The organism is Gelidimonas denitrificans (assembly GCF_055694065.1).
Window position 1 is genome coordinate 1283146 of sequence record NZ_CM146350.1, and the last position, 17381, is coordinate 1300526.

The 17381-nt window shown below is 53.2% G+C and carries 14 protein-coding genes and 3 tRNA genes; all 17 read left to right on the plus strand.

Annotated elements, in window-relative coordinates; all coding sequences use genetic code 11:
- The first annotated feature begins 94 nt into the window (after positions 1–94).
- The 17 genes from apbC (at position 95) to FKCLFG_RS06120 (ending at position 17130) form a co-directional block, all read left to right on the plus strand.
- Complete coding sequence (gene apbC / locus FKCLFG_RS06040; RefSeq protein ID WP_472615320.1) at positions 95–1183, plus strand: iron-sulfur cluster carrier protein ApbC; 1089 nt, start codon at positions 95–97, stop codon at positions 1181–1183.
- 198 nt (positions 1184–1381) lie between these two features.
- On the plus strand, positions 1382–1903 hold the full coding sequence (locus FKCLFG_RS06045) for a DUF3305 domain-containing protein (RefSeq protein WP_472615321.1): 522 nt from the start codon (positions 1382–1384) through the stop codon (positions 1901–1903).
- Entirely contained in the window at positions 1890–2522 is a 633-nt protein-coding gene (locus tag FKCLFG_RS06050) for a DUF3306 domain-containing protein (protein WP_472615322.1), read from the plus strand. The genes FKCLFG_RS06045 and FKCLFG_RS06050 overlap by 14 nt, the downstream gene beginning before the upstream one ends.
- Positions 2519–4633 (plus strand): 4Fe-4S binding protein, encoded by a 2115-nt coding sequence (locus FKCLFG_RS06055; protein WP_472615323.1) that lies wholly within the window; start codon positions 2519–2521, stop codon positions 4631–4633. The genes FKCLFG_RS06050 and FKCLFG_RS06055 overlap by 4 nt, the downstream gene beginning before the upstream one ends.
- A 12-nt stretch (positions 4634–4645) precedes the next feature.
- The gene (locus tag FKCLFG_RS06060; protein ID WP_472615324.1) at positions 4646–5260 is read left to right on the plus strand and encodes a TorD/DmsD family molecular chaperone; all 615 of its coding nucleotides are present in this window, start codon (positions 4646–4648) and stop codon (positions 5258–5260) included.
- A 369-nt stretch (positions 5261–5629) separates the two neighbouring features.
- Entirely contained in the window at positions 5630–5827 is a 198-nt protein-coding gene (locus tag FKCLFG_RS06065; RefSeq protein ID WP_472615325.1) for a hypothetical protein, read from the plus strand.
- Positions 5828–5842: 15 nt separating this feature from the next.
- Positions 5843–8803 (plus strand): formate dehydrogenase subunit alpha, encoded by a 2961-nt coding sequence (locus tag FKCLFG_RS06070; protein WP_472615326.1) that lies wholly within the window; start codon positions 5843–5845, stop codon positions 8801–8803.
- Between the two features lie 31 nt (positions 8804–8834).
- Positions 8835–9464: a formate dehydrogenase FDH3 subunit beta gene (gene fdh3B, locus FKCLFG_RS06075; RefSeq protein WP_472615327.1), complete on the plus strand. Its 630-nt coding sequence runs from the start codon at positions 8835–8837 to the stop codon at positions 9462–9464.
- Positions 9461–9688 (plus strand): hypothetical protein, encoded by a 228-nt coding sequence (locus FKCLFG_RS06080; protein WP_472615328.1) that lies wholly within the window; start codon positions 9461–9463, stop codon positions 9686–9688. Before fdh3B ends, FKCLFG_RS06080 begins: the two co-directional genes overlap by 4 nt.
- A gap of 31 nt (positions 9689–9719) precedes the next feature.
- Entirely contained in the window at positions 9720–10850 is a 1131-nt protein-coding gene (locus FKCLFG_RS06085) for a formate dehydrogenase subunit gamma (RefSeq protein ID WP_472615329.1), read from the plus strand.
- Positions 10851–10869: 19 nt separating this feature from the next.
- A complete protein-coding gene (locus FKCLFG_RS06090) occupies positions 10870–11235 on the plus strand; it encodes a hypothetical protein (RefSeq protein ID WP_472615330.1) in 366 nt (121 codons plus the stop codon).
- Between the two features lie 58 nt (positions 11236–11293).
- Positions 11294–12151: a formate dehydrogenase accessory sulfurtransferase FdhD gene (locus FKCLFG_RS06095; protein WP_472615331.1), complete on the plus strand. Its 858-nt coding sequence runs from the start codon at positions 11294–11296 to the stop codon at positions 12149–12151.
- A gap of 105 nt (positions 12152–12256) precedes the next feature.
- The gene (gltX, locus tag FKCLFG_RS06100; protein ID WP_472615332.1) at positions 12257–13648 is read left to right on the plus strand and encodes a glutamate--tRNA ligase; all 1392 of its coding nucleotides are present in this window, start codon (positions 12257–12259) and stop codon (positions 13646–13648) included.
- Between the two features lie 62 nt (positions 13649–13710).
- Positions 13711–13786 (plus strand) — tRNA-Ala (locus tag FKCLFG_RS06105).
- Between the two features lie 28 nt (positions 13787–13814).
- Positions 13815–13890 (plus strand) — tRNA-Glu (locus FKCLFG_RS06110).
- An 81-nt stretch (positions 13891–13971) separates the two neighbouring features.
- Positions 13972–14047 (plus strand) — tRNA-Glu (locus FKCLFG_RS06115).
- A gap of 494 nt (positions 14048–14541) precedes the next feature.
- Entirely contained in the window at positions 14542–17130 is a 2589-nt protein-coding gene (locus FKCLFG_RS06120) for a bifunctional aconitate hydratase 2/2-methylisocitrate dehydratase (RefSeq protein WP_472615333.1), read from the plus strand.
- The last annotated feature ends 251 nt before the right edge of the window (positions 17131–17381 follow it).

The following is a 17381-nucleotide window of genomic DNA, read 5'->3' on the forward strand; positions in this document are numbered from 1 at the left end:
CATTTTAACAGTGCAATAGGCCTGTGGGGCATAGGGGCATGCTGTAGCGCCTGCGGTTTTGCGCTAGACTTGCCCATCAATCATGGAGATACGTATGCAGATTAGTGTAGAAGCGGTTAAGGAAGTCCTGTCGAGAGTAATCGACCCCAATACGAATAAAGACTTTGTAGCCACCAAATCGGCGAAGAATATTGTGCTCGACGGTGCCGATATCGCACTCGATATCGAGCTCGGTTATCCAGCCAAAAGCCAGATCGATGCGATCCGCAAAAGCGTGATTAGCGCGCTGCGCGGCATTCCCGGCGTGGGCAATGTCAGCGTCAATGTGTACACCAAGATCCTTTCGCACTCGGTGCAGCGCGGCGTCAAGCTGATGCCGAATGTCAAGAACATCATCGCTGTCGCCTCCGGCAAGGGCGGCGTCGGCAAATCGACTACTGCGGTCAACCTGGCGCTGGCGCTGGCCGCCGAAGGCGCGGCGGTCGGCATTCTGGACGCCGATATTTACGGTCCTTCGCAACCGATGATGATGGGCATTTCCGGCCGTCCGGAGACGGTGGATGGCAAGACCATGGAGCCGCTGGAAAATTACGGCCTGCAGGTATCCTCGATCGGTTTCATGATCGACCCCGACGAGCCGATGGTGTGGCGCGGTCCGATGGTCACGCAGGCGTTGCAGCAATTGCTGGAACAGACCAACTGGCGCGACCTCGATTACCTGATCGTCGACATGCCGCCGGGCACTGGCGACATCCAACTTACGTTGTCGCAAAAAGTGCCGGTGACTGGTGCAGTGATCGTCACCACGCCGCAGGATATCGCTTTGCTGGATGCGCGCAAGGGATTGAAAATGTTCGAGAAGGTCGGGATTCCGATTCTTGGCATCGTCGAAAACATGAGCACGCATATCTGCTCCAACTGCGGTCACGCCGAAGCGATATTCGGCTCCGGCGGCGGCGAGAAAATGTGTTCGGAATACGGCGTTGCGTTCCTCGGCGGGCTGCCGCTGACGATGTCGATTCGCGAGCAGACCGATTCCGGCAAGCCCACCGTGGTGGCCGATCCGGATGGCCAAGTGACGGCGATCTACAAGGAAATCGCCCGCAAGATCGCGGTCGGGGTAGCTGAAAGAGCGCGCGACATGAGCAGCAAGTTCCCCAGCATCGTGATCAAAAATGATTGAATTCCGGCGCGGATGGGTTCTTTCTGCTAGCGGGTTACTCAGTTATATTGGGAGTATGATTAAAAACACATGCTTTCCCGCATTATTTTAGTGCTGTGTTTAAAAATACATTGCTAAGTATGCTTTAATTCAAGATCATCCCGGCTGCAACCGCAGCTGGAATTGATTTGATCCATCGCACTGAAATGAGGTTTGAACGTGGAGACGCAAGCAATCGATGTGAGTGTCATCATGCAGCGCAAGGCGCTCGATAATCGCTGGCAGTCGCACCAGTGGCGTCCGCTGGAAGTACTCGACAGCGCCGCCTTGCCGCCCGGCAGCGCCCGCTGTCTGCTGGATGACGACAGCGATACGCGCTGGCTGTTTCCCGGCTTCGACATCAAGCTGTTCAGCGATGAAGGCGAGGGTTATTACCTCAATATCAGTTCCGCCACCCCATGCTGGTTCATCATGTGGCGCATCGAGCAGATCGACGCGCAGGAAATTGCCGTGCCCAAAGCGGTCACGCTGTCCTACAACGAGGCGGCGCGTCTGATGGATGGCGGCGAACAGGTCGATACCTTGCCTGCATCGGCGGCGATCATCGAACGACTCAGCCGTTTCACGCAGGAACATTACCAGCCCGAGATCAAGCGTAAACGCAAAAAACCCTCATTCGAAGGCGGCGCTGGCGTTGACCTGATGGCGCAAGCGGAAGGGAAGAGCGATGGCGGCCGATGATTTCTTCGCGCGCTGGAGCAAGCGCAAGATGGATGCGACGTCAGCGCCAGCCGCCGTTGATTCTGCAGTCGCGCCCGATGTAGACAACTCGCCGGCGGTAACCGATGCGCCAGCGGTAGTCAAACCCTTGCCGACGCTGGCCGATGTCGAAGGCTTGACCGCAGAATCCGATTACACCGCATTTTTGGCTAAAGGCGTCGATGAGAGCGTTAAACGCTCGGCGATGAAGAAATTGTTTGCGTTGCCGCAGTTCAACATCATGGATGGGCTCGATATTTACATCGGTGACTACAGTCAACCCGACCCGCTGCCGCCCGGCATGCTGGAAGCGTTAAATCACGCCAAGAGCGCGCTCAATCCGGCGCAATTCTTTACAAAACCGGTGTCGCAATTGCTGGACAAAGTGGAAGAACAAGCGCCGTTTGCAGCAAATCCGTCCGAGGCGACCGAACTTGAGCAGGACGCAACGGAGTCAGCGTTCGCAGCGGACAATCCCGCGCCAGTCTTGCCGCAAGATGACATGCAAAATAATATTCAAGCAGACCCGCAGCCGGCTTTGGCGCAGCAATTGGATGCGCTGCCGGCTGGCGTCGAAACACTTAAAAACGAGACAGTATGACGACCGAATTCAAAATTTGTAATTGCAACCACAGCATGCCGCTGGACGCTGCGGCCGGCGCACAACTTGGCGCAGCGCTGGGCGTCGGCGCGCTGCCGGTGGCGAGCCAGTTATGCCGGCGTGAAATCGGTGCGTTTCTGGGCGCGTTGGACGGCGTGAATGATGTTGTCGTCGCCTGCACCCAGGAGCGCGCGCTGTTTGCTGAACTGGCGCAGCAAAAAAATACCGTGGCGCCGATTCGTTTCGTAAATATCCGTGAAACTGCCGGCTGGAGCATGGAATCGAAAACGGCATTGCCGAAAATGGCCGCATTGCTGGCCGCCGCCGCTTTGCCCGATCCGGAACCGGTGCCGATTGTCAATTACGATTCGGCCGGACATACGCTCATTATCGGGCCAGCCGATCAAGCGCTGCCGTGGGCGCAGCGTCTGGGCGCACAAGTCGATGTCAGCGTGTTGTTGACCTCCGGCAGCGATTCCCAAATGCTGGGCGAACGCAGCTTTCCCAGCTTTTCGGGCAAGCACATCGCGATTTCCGGCTGGCTGGGCGCATTCAAGGTGCGCTGGCAGCAAGATAATCCGATCGACCTGGAAACCTGCATTCGCTGCAACGCCTGCATCGAAGCCTGCCCGGAAAGCGCGATTGACCTGGCTTATCAGATCGATCTCGACAAGTGCCGTTCGCATGGCGATTGCGTCAAGGCCTGCGGCAGCATCGGCGCCATCGATTTTGCGCGTGGCGACATCAAAGCGGGCAACGACCGTGGCGGCGAGTTTGATCTGATATTCGATTTGTCCCGCACGCCGCAAGTGCGCGCCCATCAGTTGCCACAGGGATATTTCGCACCCGGGCAAGATGTCGCCCGCCAGTTTGAAGATGGCCTGAAACTCACGCACATGATTGGGGAATTCGAAAAGCCGAAATTTTTTAGCTACAAGGAAAAGCTGTGCGCCCATAGCCGCAATCAAAAAATCGGTTGTAACGCCTGCATCGATATTTGCTCGGCCGAAGCTATCAGCCACAACGGCAATCACGTCAAGGTCGATCCCAATCTCTGCGCTGGTTGCGGCGCTTGCACCACAGTTTGTCCGTCCGGCGCGATGGCGTATGCATACCCGCGTGCCGCCGACATGGGGCTGCGCCTGAAAACGCTGCTGACCACGTATGCCAAGGCCGGCGGCCGTAACGCCGGGCTGTTATTACACAGCAAGGGGCAGGGCGCAACATTGGTCGAACAGGTGGGCCGTTTGGCGAGAGCCGGCGGGCGCGGCATTCCAGCGCGCATCATTCCGGTCGAATTACATCACACCGCTGCGGTCGGCATCGATATATGGCTGGCCGCGTTTGCTTACGGCGCAACCCATATCAGCGTGCTGGTGACGGAGGAAGAAGCGCCACAATATCTGGAAGCGTTGCAGCAGCAGATGGAAATTGCCCAAACCATCCTGTCCGGTTTGGGATATGCGGGCGCCCACTTGCAGTTAATCCGGGCTAAAACTGCCGCCGATCTTGAGATCGCCGTGAACGCGCGGGCGCTGACGCCAGCCCAGACGGCGCAAAGCTCTGCCTCTTTCAACGTGGCGGCCGATAAGCGCACCACATTGGAATTTGCACTGGAGCATTTGCACCGGCATGCGCCAACTAAGGTGGAGCAGATCGCGTTGCCGGCCGGCGCTTTGTACGGCGCGGTAATGGTCAACAAAGACGCCTGCACCTTGTGCATGTCCTGCGTTGGCGCTTGCCCAGAATCCGCGCTGACCGATAACCCGAATTTGCCGCAATTGCGTTTTATCGAGAAAAATTGCGTGCAGTGCGGCTTGTGCGAAAAAACCTGTCCCGAATCTGCGATCACGCTGTCGCCGCGCTTGCTGTTTACGGATGCGGCCAAACAGACGGTGGTGTTGAACGAAGCGCAGCCCTACCATTGCATTCGTTGCAACACCCCATTCGGCACGCTGCAGATGATCGACAACATGCTGGCTAAATTGTCGGCGCACGGTGCTTTCGCCGGCAATCTGGATCGCATCAAAATGTGTTCCGAATGCCGCGTGATCGATATGATGGAAAATAAAAACGAGGCGTCAATAACCTCTTTAACGCGCCCGCATTAAGCCGGAGATTACATGAATACCAGTGAATCATTGAAGTTTGAAACTCCGGATCAGAGCGAAGAAACCGCCCGCGCGGATTTGTACGGTTTGCTCGCTACGCTGTTCTACGCCCCGCCATCACAGACGCTGATCGATACCATCGGTTCGGCGCAATCCGAGGGCGATGGTGTGTTGGAGCAAGCGTGGGCGGAGCTGGTGCTGGCATGCAAAAATGCGAAAGCAGAAGAAGTGCGGGAGGAATACGATCAACTTTTTATCAGCACCGGCAAGCCGGAAGTGATGTTGTACGGCTCGTATTACCTGTCCGGATTTCTGATGGAAAAGCCCTTGGCAGCGTTACGCACCGATCTGGCTGAACTGGGTTTGGAGCGCGTGGCTACAGTAAACGAGAGCGAAGATCACATTGCCAGCTTATGCGAAGTGATGCGTTATCTGATCGCCTCAGATGATGTTTTGCACGCCAATATTTCAGCGCAAAAAACTTTTTTCACGACGCACATGCAAGCGTGGGTTCTGGATGCATGCGCCGCCATCAATGCCAGTCGCCACGCCCGGCTGTACGCGGCAGTGGCCAACTTGGCGCGGACGTTTTTTGAAGTGGAGACGCAGGCTTTTGATATGGATTAAGTTTCCCTCTGTAATTGGTATTTACTAATGGTACGCATAAGATCAAATTTGCATTGAGACAATTTTTTAAATTAAGTATACTATTCCAGAGTATTTTTATTTGCGCATTAAAAACATGCGATAAATTCACTATTTTTGATGGTACTCCATAGTTTTTTGAATTTCGGAAAATGATATGGCAAGCACGAGAACGCATGCGTGAAGCCGTTTTGCAAAATTTGATGCTGGTATGTCGAGACCACATTGCATTTGTCCGTTGAACTATTGAAATAATTTACATAAGATACAAGGCAATAAGCAGCCAAGTCATGATCCACGATTGGTTGTATAAAAACATCAGGATTCCCACCCTGTATTGAGGAGATAGTAATGGCGGATACCAACAAAATCGCACGCCGGACATTTTTTTCCGGGCTTGGTTTGGCTGTTGTGGCTGGAGTTGCTGCCAAGGTTGCAAGCACCGCACCTGCTGGAAAAGCGCTGGATGTCGTCGTTGCCGAACCTGCCGGCAATGGTTATCGACTGACAGAGCACGTCAAAAAATACTACCGCACTACCACTATCTAATACTGAGGTGACAACATGCTGTTGACTCGCAAAAGCGACGCCGGCCAGCGCTCGCATAGCCGTTTTACATCAAGTCTTGCCGCGAGCTTGTCGCGTGCGCTACCGACAATGGATCGCCGGCTGTTCCTGAAACGCTCCGGCATCGGCGTCGGTGCCGGGATCGCCGCCGCGCAATTGGGCTTGATACAAAAAGCCAGGGCGGCTGTTGAAGGCAAAGCAACCGGTCCCAAGATCGAAGTGAAACGCACGGTATGCACGCATTGCTCGGTCGGTTGCGCAGTGGACGCTGTGGTGCAAAACGGCATCTGGATTCGTCAGGAACCGGTCTTCGATTCGCCGATCAATCTGGGCGCGCATTGCGCCAAAGGCGCGGCGTTGCGCGAGCATGGCCATGGCGAATATCGGCTGAAATATCCGATGAAGCTGGTCAACGGCAAGTATCAGCGCATCAGCTGGGATCAGGCGCTGAACGAAATTTCGGCCAAAGTGCTGGATATCAAAAAGGCCAGTGGTCCGGATTCTGTGTTCTGGGTCGGCTCGTCCAAACACAACAATGAACAGTCCGCCTTGCTGCGCAAATTCGTATCCTTCTTCGGTAGCAATAATTGCGATCACCAGGCGCGCATTTGCCATTCGACTACGGTCGCAGGTGTTGCCAACACCTGGGGTTATGGCGCAATGACGAATAGCTACAACGATATGCAGAATTCGAAGGCGGCGATGTATATCGGCTCCAATGCCGCCGAGGCGCATCCAGTATCGATGCTGCATTTGCTGCACGCGAAAGAAATCGGCTGCAAGGTAGTCGTGGTCGATCCGCGTTTTACCCGTACTGCAGCCAAGGCACATCAATATGTGCGGATTCGCTCCGGGTCCGATATTCCATTCCTGTATGGTTTGCTGTATCACATTTTCCAGAATGGATGGGAAGATCAGGAATACATCCATAATCGCGTCTACGGCATGGACAAGATCAAGGAAGAAGCGCTGACCTGGACGCCTGAAAAGGTGGAAGAAGCGTGCGGCGCGACCGAAGCCGAAGTTTTCAAGGTCGCAGAAACCCTGGCCAAAAATCGCCCTTCAACCGTGGTCTGGTGCATGGGGCAAACCCAGCACAGCATCGGCAATGCGATGGTGCGCCTGTCCTGTATCGTGCAACTCGCGCTGGGCAATATTGGCAAATCGGGCGGCGGCACCAACATTTTTCGCGGCCACGACAATGTGCAGGGCGCAACTGACGTCGGGCCAAATCCTGACTCTCTGCCAGGTTACTATGGGCTGGCAACCGGTTCCTGGAAGCACTGGTGCACCGTGTGGGGCGTAGATTACGAATGGGTTAAAAAGCAGTTCGCATCACAAGAAATGATGGAAAAATCCGGCACCACCGTGTCGCGCTGGATTGATGCGGTGCTGGAAAAAAATGAGTTTATCGACCAGGAAAACAACGTCAAGGCGATGGTGTTTTGGGGCCATGCGCCGAACTCCCAAACCCGCGGTCTGGAGATGAAGAAGGCATTTGATAAGCTCGATCTGCTGGTGGTAGTTGATCCTTATCCATCGGCAACAGCTGCCATGGCCGCCATGAAAGTGGATGGACAGGAACTCAATCCCAACCGTGCCGTGTATCTGCTGCCTGCTGCGACCCAATTTGAAACCTCGGGTTCCGTCACGGCGTCCAATCGTTCACTGCAATGGCGCGAAAAAGTCATTGAGCCTTTGTTCGAGTCGCGTACCGACCATATGATCATGTATCAGTTGGCGCAAAAGCTCGGCTTCGGCAAGGAGCTGGTCGCCAAGATCAAGCTGGTCCCAGGCAAGGGCGGCATGATGGAGCCGGAGCCGGAGGATATGTTGCGCGAGATCAACCGTGGCAGCTGGACCATTGGTTACACCGGCCAGTCGCCGGAACGGTTAAAAGCACATATGCGCAACATGCATTTATTCGATGTTAAAACATTGAGATGCAAGGGTGGCAAAGACGCCGCCACCGGGTACAACCTAACCGGAGATTATTTCGGCTTGCCGTGGCCCTGTTATGGCACACCGGAACTCAAGCATCCCGGCACACCTAATTTGTATGACACCTCGAAGCACGTGATGGATGGCGGCGGCAATTTCCGTGCCAATTTTGGTGTTGAAAAAGATGGTGTGAATTTGCTGGCTGAAGACGGCTCACACTCGGAAGGTGCTGATATCACCACTGGATACCCGGAATTTGATCATATTTTGATGAAAAAACTGGGCTGGTGGAACGAACTCACTGATGCCGAAAAAACAATGGCAGAAGGCAAAAACTGGAAGACCGATTTGTCAGGCGGGATCCAGCGCGTGGTGATGAAAAATCATGGCTGCTATCCATTTGGCAATGCCAAGGCACGTGCCGTGGTGTGGAATTTTCCTGATCCAGTGCCAAAACACCGTGAGCCTTTGTATGGAACGCGGCCCGATCTGGTAGCGAAATATCCGACCCATGACGATAAAAAATCATTCTGGCGCCTGCCGACTCTGTATAAGTCAATCCAGGACAAGAATGTTGCGGAAAAGCTGTACGAGAAATTCCCGATCATTCTTACTTCAGGCCGACTAGTCGAGTATGAGGGCGGTGGCGAGGAAACGCGCTCCAACCCGTGGCTGGCAGAATTGCAACAGGACGCTTTTGTCGAATTAAATCCGAAAGCTGCTACTGACCGCGGCATTCGCAACGGTGAATATGTGATCGTTTCAACGCCAACCGGGGCGCGCATCAAGGTCAAGGCGCTGGTCACGCCACGCGTCAACGCCGAAACCGCATTTATTCCGTTCCATTTCTCGGGTTGGTGGCAAGGCAAGGATTTGAAAGAATATTACCCAGAAGGTGCAATGCCGATTGTGCGCGGCGAAGCTGTCAATACGGCGACTACATACGGCTATGACTCCGTCACGATGATGCAGGAAACCAAGACAACCATCTGCAACATCGAAAAATTTGTTGCGTGAAGCCCGTAGATACGATTGGGAGGAAAGTTAAATGGCACGAATGAAATTTATCTGCGACGCCGAACGTTGCATCGAGTGTAACGGCTGCGTTACCGCTTGCAAAAACGAGCATGAGGTGCCTTGGGGCGTGAACCGACGTCGGGTTGTCACCATTAACGATGGCGTTGTCGGTCAGGAAAAATCAATTTCCGTCGCTTGCATGCATTGTTCGGACGCTCCCTGCATGGCGGTATGCCCAGTTGACTGCTTTTACCGCACCGATGAAGGCGTGGTGTTGCATGACAAGGATGTTTGCATCGGTTGCGGGTATTGCTCTTACGCTTGCCCGTTTGGTGCGCCGCAATTTCCTTCCAACGGGACTTTCGGTTTGCGCGGAAAAATGGATAAATGCACTTTCTGTGCCGGTGGCCCTGAGGAAGACGGCTCACAAGCGGAGTTTGAAAAATACGGCCGCAATCGTTTGTCCGAAGGCAAGCTACCAGCCTGCGCAGAAATGTGTTCAACCAAAGCCTTGCTGGGTGGTGATGGCGATGTAATTGCCGATATTTTCCGTAATCGCGTAGTCCAGCGCGGCGCTGGCAGCGAAGTGTGGGGCTGGGGGACGGCCTATGGTCGCGCCCCACATCCTGAAGCAAAAGCGCCGGTGGAGAATAAATCATGATCCGCTTTCTTTTGGTATCCCTGAGCGCGCTGCTATTAATAGCTTGCAGCGAAAGAGATCAGTCGCTAACTGGATCCACCGTCAAGTCTGACGGCAAGCCCTGGCAGGGCGCAAAGAATGGCTTTGTCGCCGGTAGCTGGACGACTCCCGGCGACAAGGGTAGTTGGGAGAAGCAAATCCGTACACGCGGTCAAAATCAAAACGAATACGTTCGAATGAATTGATGGCGCTGGCAAGCCGGCAAGTGGAGACAATATGAAAACGAAATTTGGTAGCTTGATATTGGGTTTTTACCTATTGTCCGGCTGGATCGGCGTGGTAACGGCACAGGGCGTGCCACCAGTGGGTGTCAGCCAATCCAGCCAGGCAGCACCGAATGTTGAGTCGATTGATATTCTGAAACAGAATCAGGCCGAACGGAGTCAAAGCCAGCCCGGCAATCTGGCGCCGACCTATCGCATCGTAAATTCTGGTACGCCAAACTACTCCAGCTTGCCCGCACTGGAGGCGAGCGTGCTGATACAGCCGAAGGCGCAGTTTCCGGGACAGGCCCGGGCTACTACGGCTGGCGAAGCATGGCGGCAATATCGCAATGGTCCGCTCACCAATATTGGCGGCTGGCTATTGATAGCCGTGCTGCTGGTGCTGGCTGCGATGTATCTGATCAAGGGACAAATTAAACTGAAAGGTAGCGCCACCGGACGCTTGATAGAGCGCTTCACTTCAGTCGAGCGTTTGACGCACTGGATCACGGCAATTAGTTTCGTGGTGCTGGCGCTTACCGGCGGCACCATGTTGTTTGGAAAATACGTGCTGTTGCCGGTGTTTGGGCTAACGCTGTTTGGCTGGCTGTCATTTGCCTTTAAAAATATCCACAATTTTGTGGGCCCGGTATTTACTTGCTCGATAGTCGTGTTTTTTGTCATTTACGTAAAAGACAATTTACCGGGAAAAGGCGATCTGAACTGGTTTGTACAGCTTGGCGGTTTGTTGAGCGGCAAGCACGTCAGCGCCGGTAAATTCAACGCGGGTGAAAAAGCCATGTTCTGGGGCGCTGTGGTGGTGTTCGGCTTGATTATGAGTGCCTCGGGTTTTGTTCTTGATATGCTGGTCCCCGGTTTGTTGTACACACGCGGGAATATGCAGATAGCCAGTATTGTTCATATTGTTGCAGCGGTATTAGCCATTAGCATGATTCTCGGCCATATTTACCTAGGTACCTTGGGGATGGAGGGTGCCTATAAGGCAATGCGCACTGGGTATGTAGATGATGCGTGGGCCAAGGAACACCATGATTTATGGTATGACGACATCCAGTCTGGAAAAGTGGCGCGGAATCGCTCATCCGAGTTGCATACTGAAACAGCCAAAAAAGCCAATGTATAACGCACAGAGTGGGGCAGGCATGAATAAATTTATTTATATGATTTGTATGATGTTGGGCTTGATGGCAACGGGCTTGGCTGCTGCCAAGTTGCCGCCAATAAGTGAAGATGCCGCCACCAAGGCGGCAGAAGCCAAGACCAAAGTTGCATGGAGCTCTAAAGTAGAGATGTATAAATTATGTTTATCGCAAGATAAGGTTGTTGCCCGTTACCGGCAAGAAAAAAGCGCAACAGCGCAACCCGCCGAGGCGGTGCCGGCCTGTTCTGACCCCGGACCTTATGTCGTTGCAAGTCCCATTGTCGTAAGCCCAATGGCAGCAAGCCCAGCTGCAGCACCTGCAGGATTGCCAGTTGCAACCGATGCTGCGGCCGCAGTAAAAAAATAAGCATGGTGGCTTGTTATTCATACTGATCAAACATCACCACCAGATGAGAATGTTCTCCATGACTACAGGGCCAATTCTTTCTAATGCACATGCAATACTGACTTATCCGGTGGACGTACTGGATGAGCATGGACGTGCTTTGACTATAGAGATCCCGGCCGAACGGCCTTTGACGGTCTATCTGGACAATCGCGAACTGGTGACTCTGATGACTTTGGGCGGTGCGCCGGAAGCACTGATACTGGGTTATTTGCGCAATCAGCGTCTGGTAAAAACGATTGCAGAGATCGCAGCCGTGCAAGTGGACTGGGATGTTGATGCCGTGGCAGTCACCACGCACCATGGCATTGATTACATCGAGGAGCGCACCGCCAAACGCGTCATTACCACTGGTTGTGGCCAAGGCTCCATGTTTGGTGGATTGATGGACGAAGTCGATACCATCACGCTGCCCGTAGACGCCAAGTTGAAGCAGTCAACGCTTTACAGAATCGTTGATCTGATCCGTACCCAGGCGTCAATTTACAAACAGACGGGGTCGGTACACGGGTGCGCGTTATTTGATGCCGCGGGTGAATTACTGTATTTCATCGAAGATGTCGGCCGCCATAACGCGGTGGATGCAATTGCGGGAAAAATGTGGCTGGACGGCATAAGCGGCCATGATAAAGTTTTTTATACTACCGGCCGCCTGACTTCGGAAATGGTGATAAAAGGTGCCCAGATGGGCATTCCTTTCCTGTTGTCGCGTTCTGGCACTACGCAAATGGGCCATGCGGTAGCGCAACGTGTCGATATGACCTTGCTGGCGCGCTGTACCGGTAAGCACTTTATTTTGCTAACAGGCAAGCAAAGATTCATTGCTGAACCACATTTGCTTGACGGCAGCGTTTCAAAATCACTCAGGGTCGCCTAAACGCAAATTACAAAAAAGCACAAGTACCGCAGCAGTTATGCAACGCGGTAAAATAAGCCTTTAACGCCATCACGGCTTTGGTCAACCAAGGCCGTTTTTATCGCCATGATCGTTCGCACTCGTTTTGCTCCCAGTCCAACCGGTTATTTACACCTTGGTGGTGCCCGCACCGCGCTTTTTTCGTGGGCTTATGCCCGTCATTTTGGCGGCACTTTCATCTTGCGCATCGAAGATACCGATCTGGAGCGATCCACGCCAGAGGCAGTCGAAGCAATTCTGCAGGGCATGAACTGGCTGGGCTTGTCCCATGACGAAGGTCCTTTCTATCAGATGCAGCGGATGGATCGCTATCGTGAAGTCGTGGCGCAAATGCTTGCTGCAGGCACCGCATATTATTGTTATTCGTCGCCGGAAGAGGTGGAAGCCATGCGTGAGCGCATGCGCGCCGCCGGTGAGAAGCCACGTTACGACGGCACCTGGCGTCCTGAAGCGGGCAAAATATTGCCCGCTACTCCAGCCGACCGTAAGCCGGTGGTGCGTTTCAAAAATCCGCAGGATGGCGATGTGAGTTGGGATGATGTCGTCAAAGGCACAATTACCATCTCTAACCGCGAAATGGACGATTTGGTGATTGCCCGCCCGGATGGCACGCCGACCTATAATTTCTGCGTGGTGATTGATGATTGGGATATGCAGATTACACATGTCATTCGTGGCGATGATCACGTCAATAACACGCCGCGTCAGATTAATATTCTGAAAGTGCTCGGAGCGACCTTGCCACTGTATGGTCATGTGCCGATGATTCTCGGGGCCGATGGAGAAAAACTGTCGAAGCGTCATGGTGCGGTAAGTGTGATGGATTATCCGGCACAAGGATATTTGCCCGAAGCGATGCTGAACTATCTGGCACGCCTGGGCTGGAGTCATGGTGATGACGAGGTTTTCTCGATGGAGCAATTTTGTGCATGGTTTGACCTCGATCATCTATCCAAGTCGCCTGCGCAATTCAATCCGGAAAAACTGGCCTGGTTGAACAATCATTACATCAAGCTGGCCGACAATGGCCGCCTGGAAGGCTTGGTCAAGCCTTTAATGGAAAAGGATGGGGCGGATTTCATCAATGCACCTGACCTGCGGGCGGTGATCGCATTGATGAAAGAGCGCGTCAATACCATCAATGAACTGGCCGCTGCAGCAATGCTGTTTTATCGAGCGCCTGAACCCGCTGCAGATTTGCTTGCACAGCATTTGAACGAATTATCCAAGCCTGCGCTGCAGGATTTTTCCATGCGCTGTCAAACCGTCAAGTGGAAAAAAGAAGCGCTGTCAGCCATGCTGAAAGAAGTGCTGGCTGCACACAAACTGAAAATGCCGCAGATGGCTATGCCTTTGCGCTTGTTGCTGACTGGACAGTTGCACACGCCATCGATCGACGCAGTTATTGCATTGTTTGGCCGTGAAACAGTTTTGGCGCGCATGGCGAAATATATTTAGTATTTTCGAAAAGATGATTTACACGCGGTAACGAAGCTTGCTATAATTTCGTTCTTCGCAAGGGGGGTATAGCTCAGCTGGGAGAGCGCTTGCATGGCATGCAAGAGGTCAGCGGTTCGATCCCGCTTACCTCCACCAGCGGAAAAGTAGTGTAATGCAACTTAGGGTCCCCATCGTCTAGAGGCCTAGGACATCACCCTTTCACGGTGAGTACAGGGGTTCGAATCCCCTTGGGGACGCCAGCGTAAATAAATCTGACATGGTTCAGATTTAAAGTTTAAATGCTAGGTGTCAAATAAGTTAAGTAGTATGGGCAGGTCACTGTCCCCATCGTCTAGAGGCCTAGGACATCACCCTTTCACGGTGAGTACAGGGGTTCGAATCCCCTTGGGGACGCCAATATATCCCCCGGTTGATATGTTAAGTAGATAAGTAGAACTGCTTAAAATCATATCAGTCGGGCATCGGATAACATTTTTTCAAATTCCATATAATTTCTGTTCGATATGCGCGCGTGGTGTGTCGCCAGATTCTTTGTCCTGCCGCGTAACATAATTACATCTTAATTTCGTTCGTGCTGGTATGGTGGCGATTGCTGCGCATAGCCTGCCTATTCTTTCCGGGAAACGGGTCGGCAGCCTGCCGGGCACACGAGTGGGGAAATGTTTTCGGCCCGCGGGTCATTGCAGACAGATTCAAGTTATTTTTACATACCTTGCTTGCGCTGGAATAACGTGTTCTGGGAAAGTGACGCAGTGACTCAAGTAAAAGATATAATATATAAGAGTTGATTTATGGCTTGCTGCGATTGTTTGCCAAATTGACCAGAATTTATTATTTTCCGGCGCTCCAAGCACTTTGCGCCACAATTAACCAACCTGTGAGGATTTGCCATGCTAGAAGCCTATCGCCAACATGTCGCTGAACGCGCTGCTCTCGGTATTCCGCCCCTGCCGCTGTCGACACAGCAGACTGAAGAACTGATCGGCCTGCTCAAAAATCCGCCGCAGGGCGAGGCGCAAGCCTTGGTCGAGCTTATTACCTACCGTGTTCCGGCTGGCGTGGATGATGCCGCCAAGGTCAAGGCTACATTCCTGGAAAAGATTGCAAAAGGCGAGGAAAGCTGTTCATTGATTTCGCGTGAAACCGCTACCCAATTGCTGGGTACGATGCTGGGCGGCTTCAACATTACGCCGATGATTAACTTGCTGGCTGACCCTGTGGTCGGTGGTATCGCCGCCGAGGGCTTGAAAAAAACCTTATTGATGTTCGACTATTTCCACGACGTCAAGGAGCTGGCTGATCAGGGCAACGCCAATGCAAAGGCTGTATTGCAATCATGGGCCGATGCGGAATGGTTTACTTCCCGTCCCGAAGTGCCGCAAAGCCTGACTTTGACCGTGTTCAAGGTCACTGGCGAAACCAATACCGATGATTTGTCTCCAGCGCCAGACGCATGGAGCCGTCCGGATATTCCGCTACACGCCTTGGCGATGCTGAAAAACCCGCGTCCAGGTATTATCGCTGACGAACCGGGCAAGGTCGGTTCGATCAAGCAGATCGAAGCGCTCAAAGCCAAGGGCAACATAGTCGCTTACGTGGGTGATGTAGTGGGCACTGGTTCTTCGCGCAAATCAGCGACCAATTCGGTACTCTGGTTTACTGGCAAAGACATTCCATTTGTGCCGAACAAACGCTTCGGCGGTTTCTGCCTTGGTAACAAAATTGCACCGATTTTCTACAACACGATGGAAGATGCCGGTGCGCTGCCGATCGAGCTCGACGTGTCCAAAATGGACATGGGCGATGTGATTGAACTGCGTCCGTTTGAAGGTAAAGCACTGAAAAACGGTGAAGTCATTTCTGAATTCACCGTTAAATCTCCGGTAATTTTTGATGAAGTACGCGCCGGCGGCCGTATTCCGTTGATCATCGGCCGCGGCCTGACTGCGCGCGCACGTGAAGCGTTGGGCCTAGCGCCTAGCACTCTGTTCTGCCTGCCGACTAATCCGGCCGATTCCAGCAAGGGCTTCACGCTGGCGCAGAAAATGGTGGGTCGCGCCTGCGGCTTGCCTGAAGGCCGCGGCGTCCGTCCGGGCACATACTGCGAGCCGAAGATGACGACCGTCGGATCGCAAGATACGACCGGCCCGATGACGCGCGACGAACTTAAAGACCTGGCCTGCCTCGGTTTTTCTGCCGACATGGTGATGCAGTCGTTCTGCCATACCGCAGCATATCCAAAGCCAGTCGACGTCAAGACGCATCATGAACTGCCGAAATTCATTTCCAACCGTGGCGGCGTGACACTGCGTCCGGGCGACGGCATCATTCACTCGTGGCTAAATCGCTTGCTGTTGCCTGATACCGTCGGCACTGGCGGCGATTCGCATACCCGCTTTCCAATTGGTATCTCGTTCCCGGCCGGCTCAGGCTTGGTCGCATTTGCCGCAGCAACCGGCGTGATGCCGCTTGACATGCCTGAATCGGTGTTGATCCGCTTCAAGGGCGTGATGCAGCCTGGCGTGACACTGCGCGATCTGGTCAATGCAATTCCGCTGTATGCGATCCGCCAGGGCTTGCTGACTGTCGAGAAGCAAGGCAAGCAAAACGTTTTCTCCGGCCGCATTCTGGAAATCGAAGGTTTGCCGAAGCTGAAAATCGAGCAGGCATTCGAGTTGTCAGACGCTTCTGCCGAGCGCTCTGCCGCCGGCTGCACCGTGCATCTGGATAAAGAGCCAATCATTGAATACATGACTTCCAACATCACACTGATGAAATGGATGATCGCTAATAATTACCAGGACAAGCGCACGCTGGAACGCCGCATTCAGGCGATGGAAGCCTGGATTGCCAAGCCAGAACTGCTGGCGCCTGATGCCGATGCCGAATATGCTGCCGTCATCGAAATCGACCTGGCCGATATCCACGAGCCTGTGGTTGCCTGCCCGAACGATCCGGACGATGTGAAAACGCTGTCTGAGGTCGCCGGCAACAAGATCGATGAAGTATTTGTCGGCTCCTGCATGACCAATATCGGCCATTTCCGCGCTGCTTCCAAGCTGCTCGAAAACAAGTCCGATTTGCCAGTGCGCTTATGGATTGCTCCGCCAACCAAGATGGATCAGCAAGTGCTTGTTGCCGAAGGTCATTACGGCGTTCTCGGCCGTACCGGTGCGCGGATGGAAATGCCGGGTTGTTCGCTGTGCATGGGCAACCAGGCGCAAGTGCGCAAGGGTTCGACTGCAATGTCGACCTCGACCCGCAACTTCCCCAATCGTCTCGGCATTGATACCCAGGTTTATCTCGGCTCGGCTGAACTGGCGGCAGTCTGCGCCATGCTCGGCAAGATTCCGACCAAGGAAGAGTACATGGCAAACATCGGCGTGCTCGCCAAGAACGCAGCCGATATTTATCGCTACATGAACTTTGACAAGATTGCCGATTTCAGTGATGTTGCTGACACTGTGAATGTGCAGTAAGGCATTTAGTGTTTTAAATTTGGTGCTTTAAAAAACCCGCTACGGCGGGTTTTTTTTATGGGTGACTATGGTTAATTGTGGTGAAGACACGCAAGATTCGGAAAAATTGCCTGTTTCATTCCACCCGTAAATTAATCATTTAATTAAATATACAAGGAGTATATGTATAAAATACTTATTTTCAGTATATAAAATATGCGGAAAATAAAAATACACATATTAGTATAATTTAACTCAATCCAATTGCATAG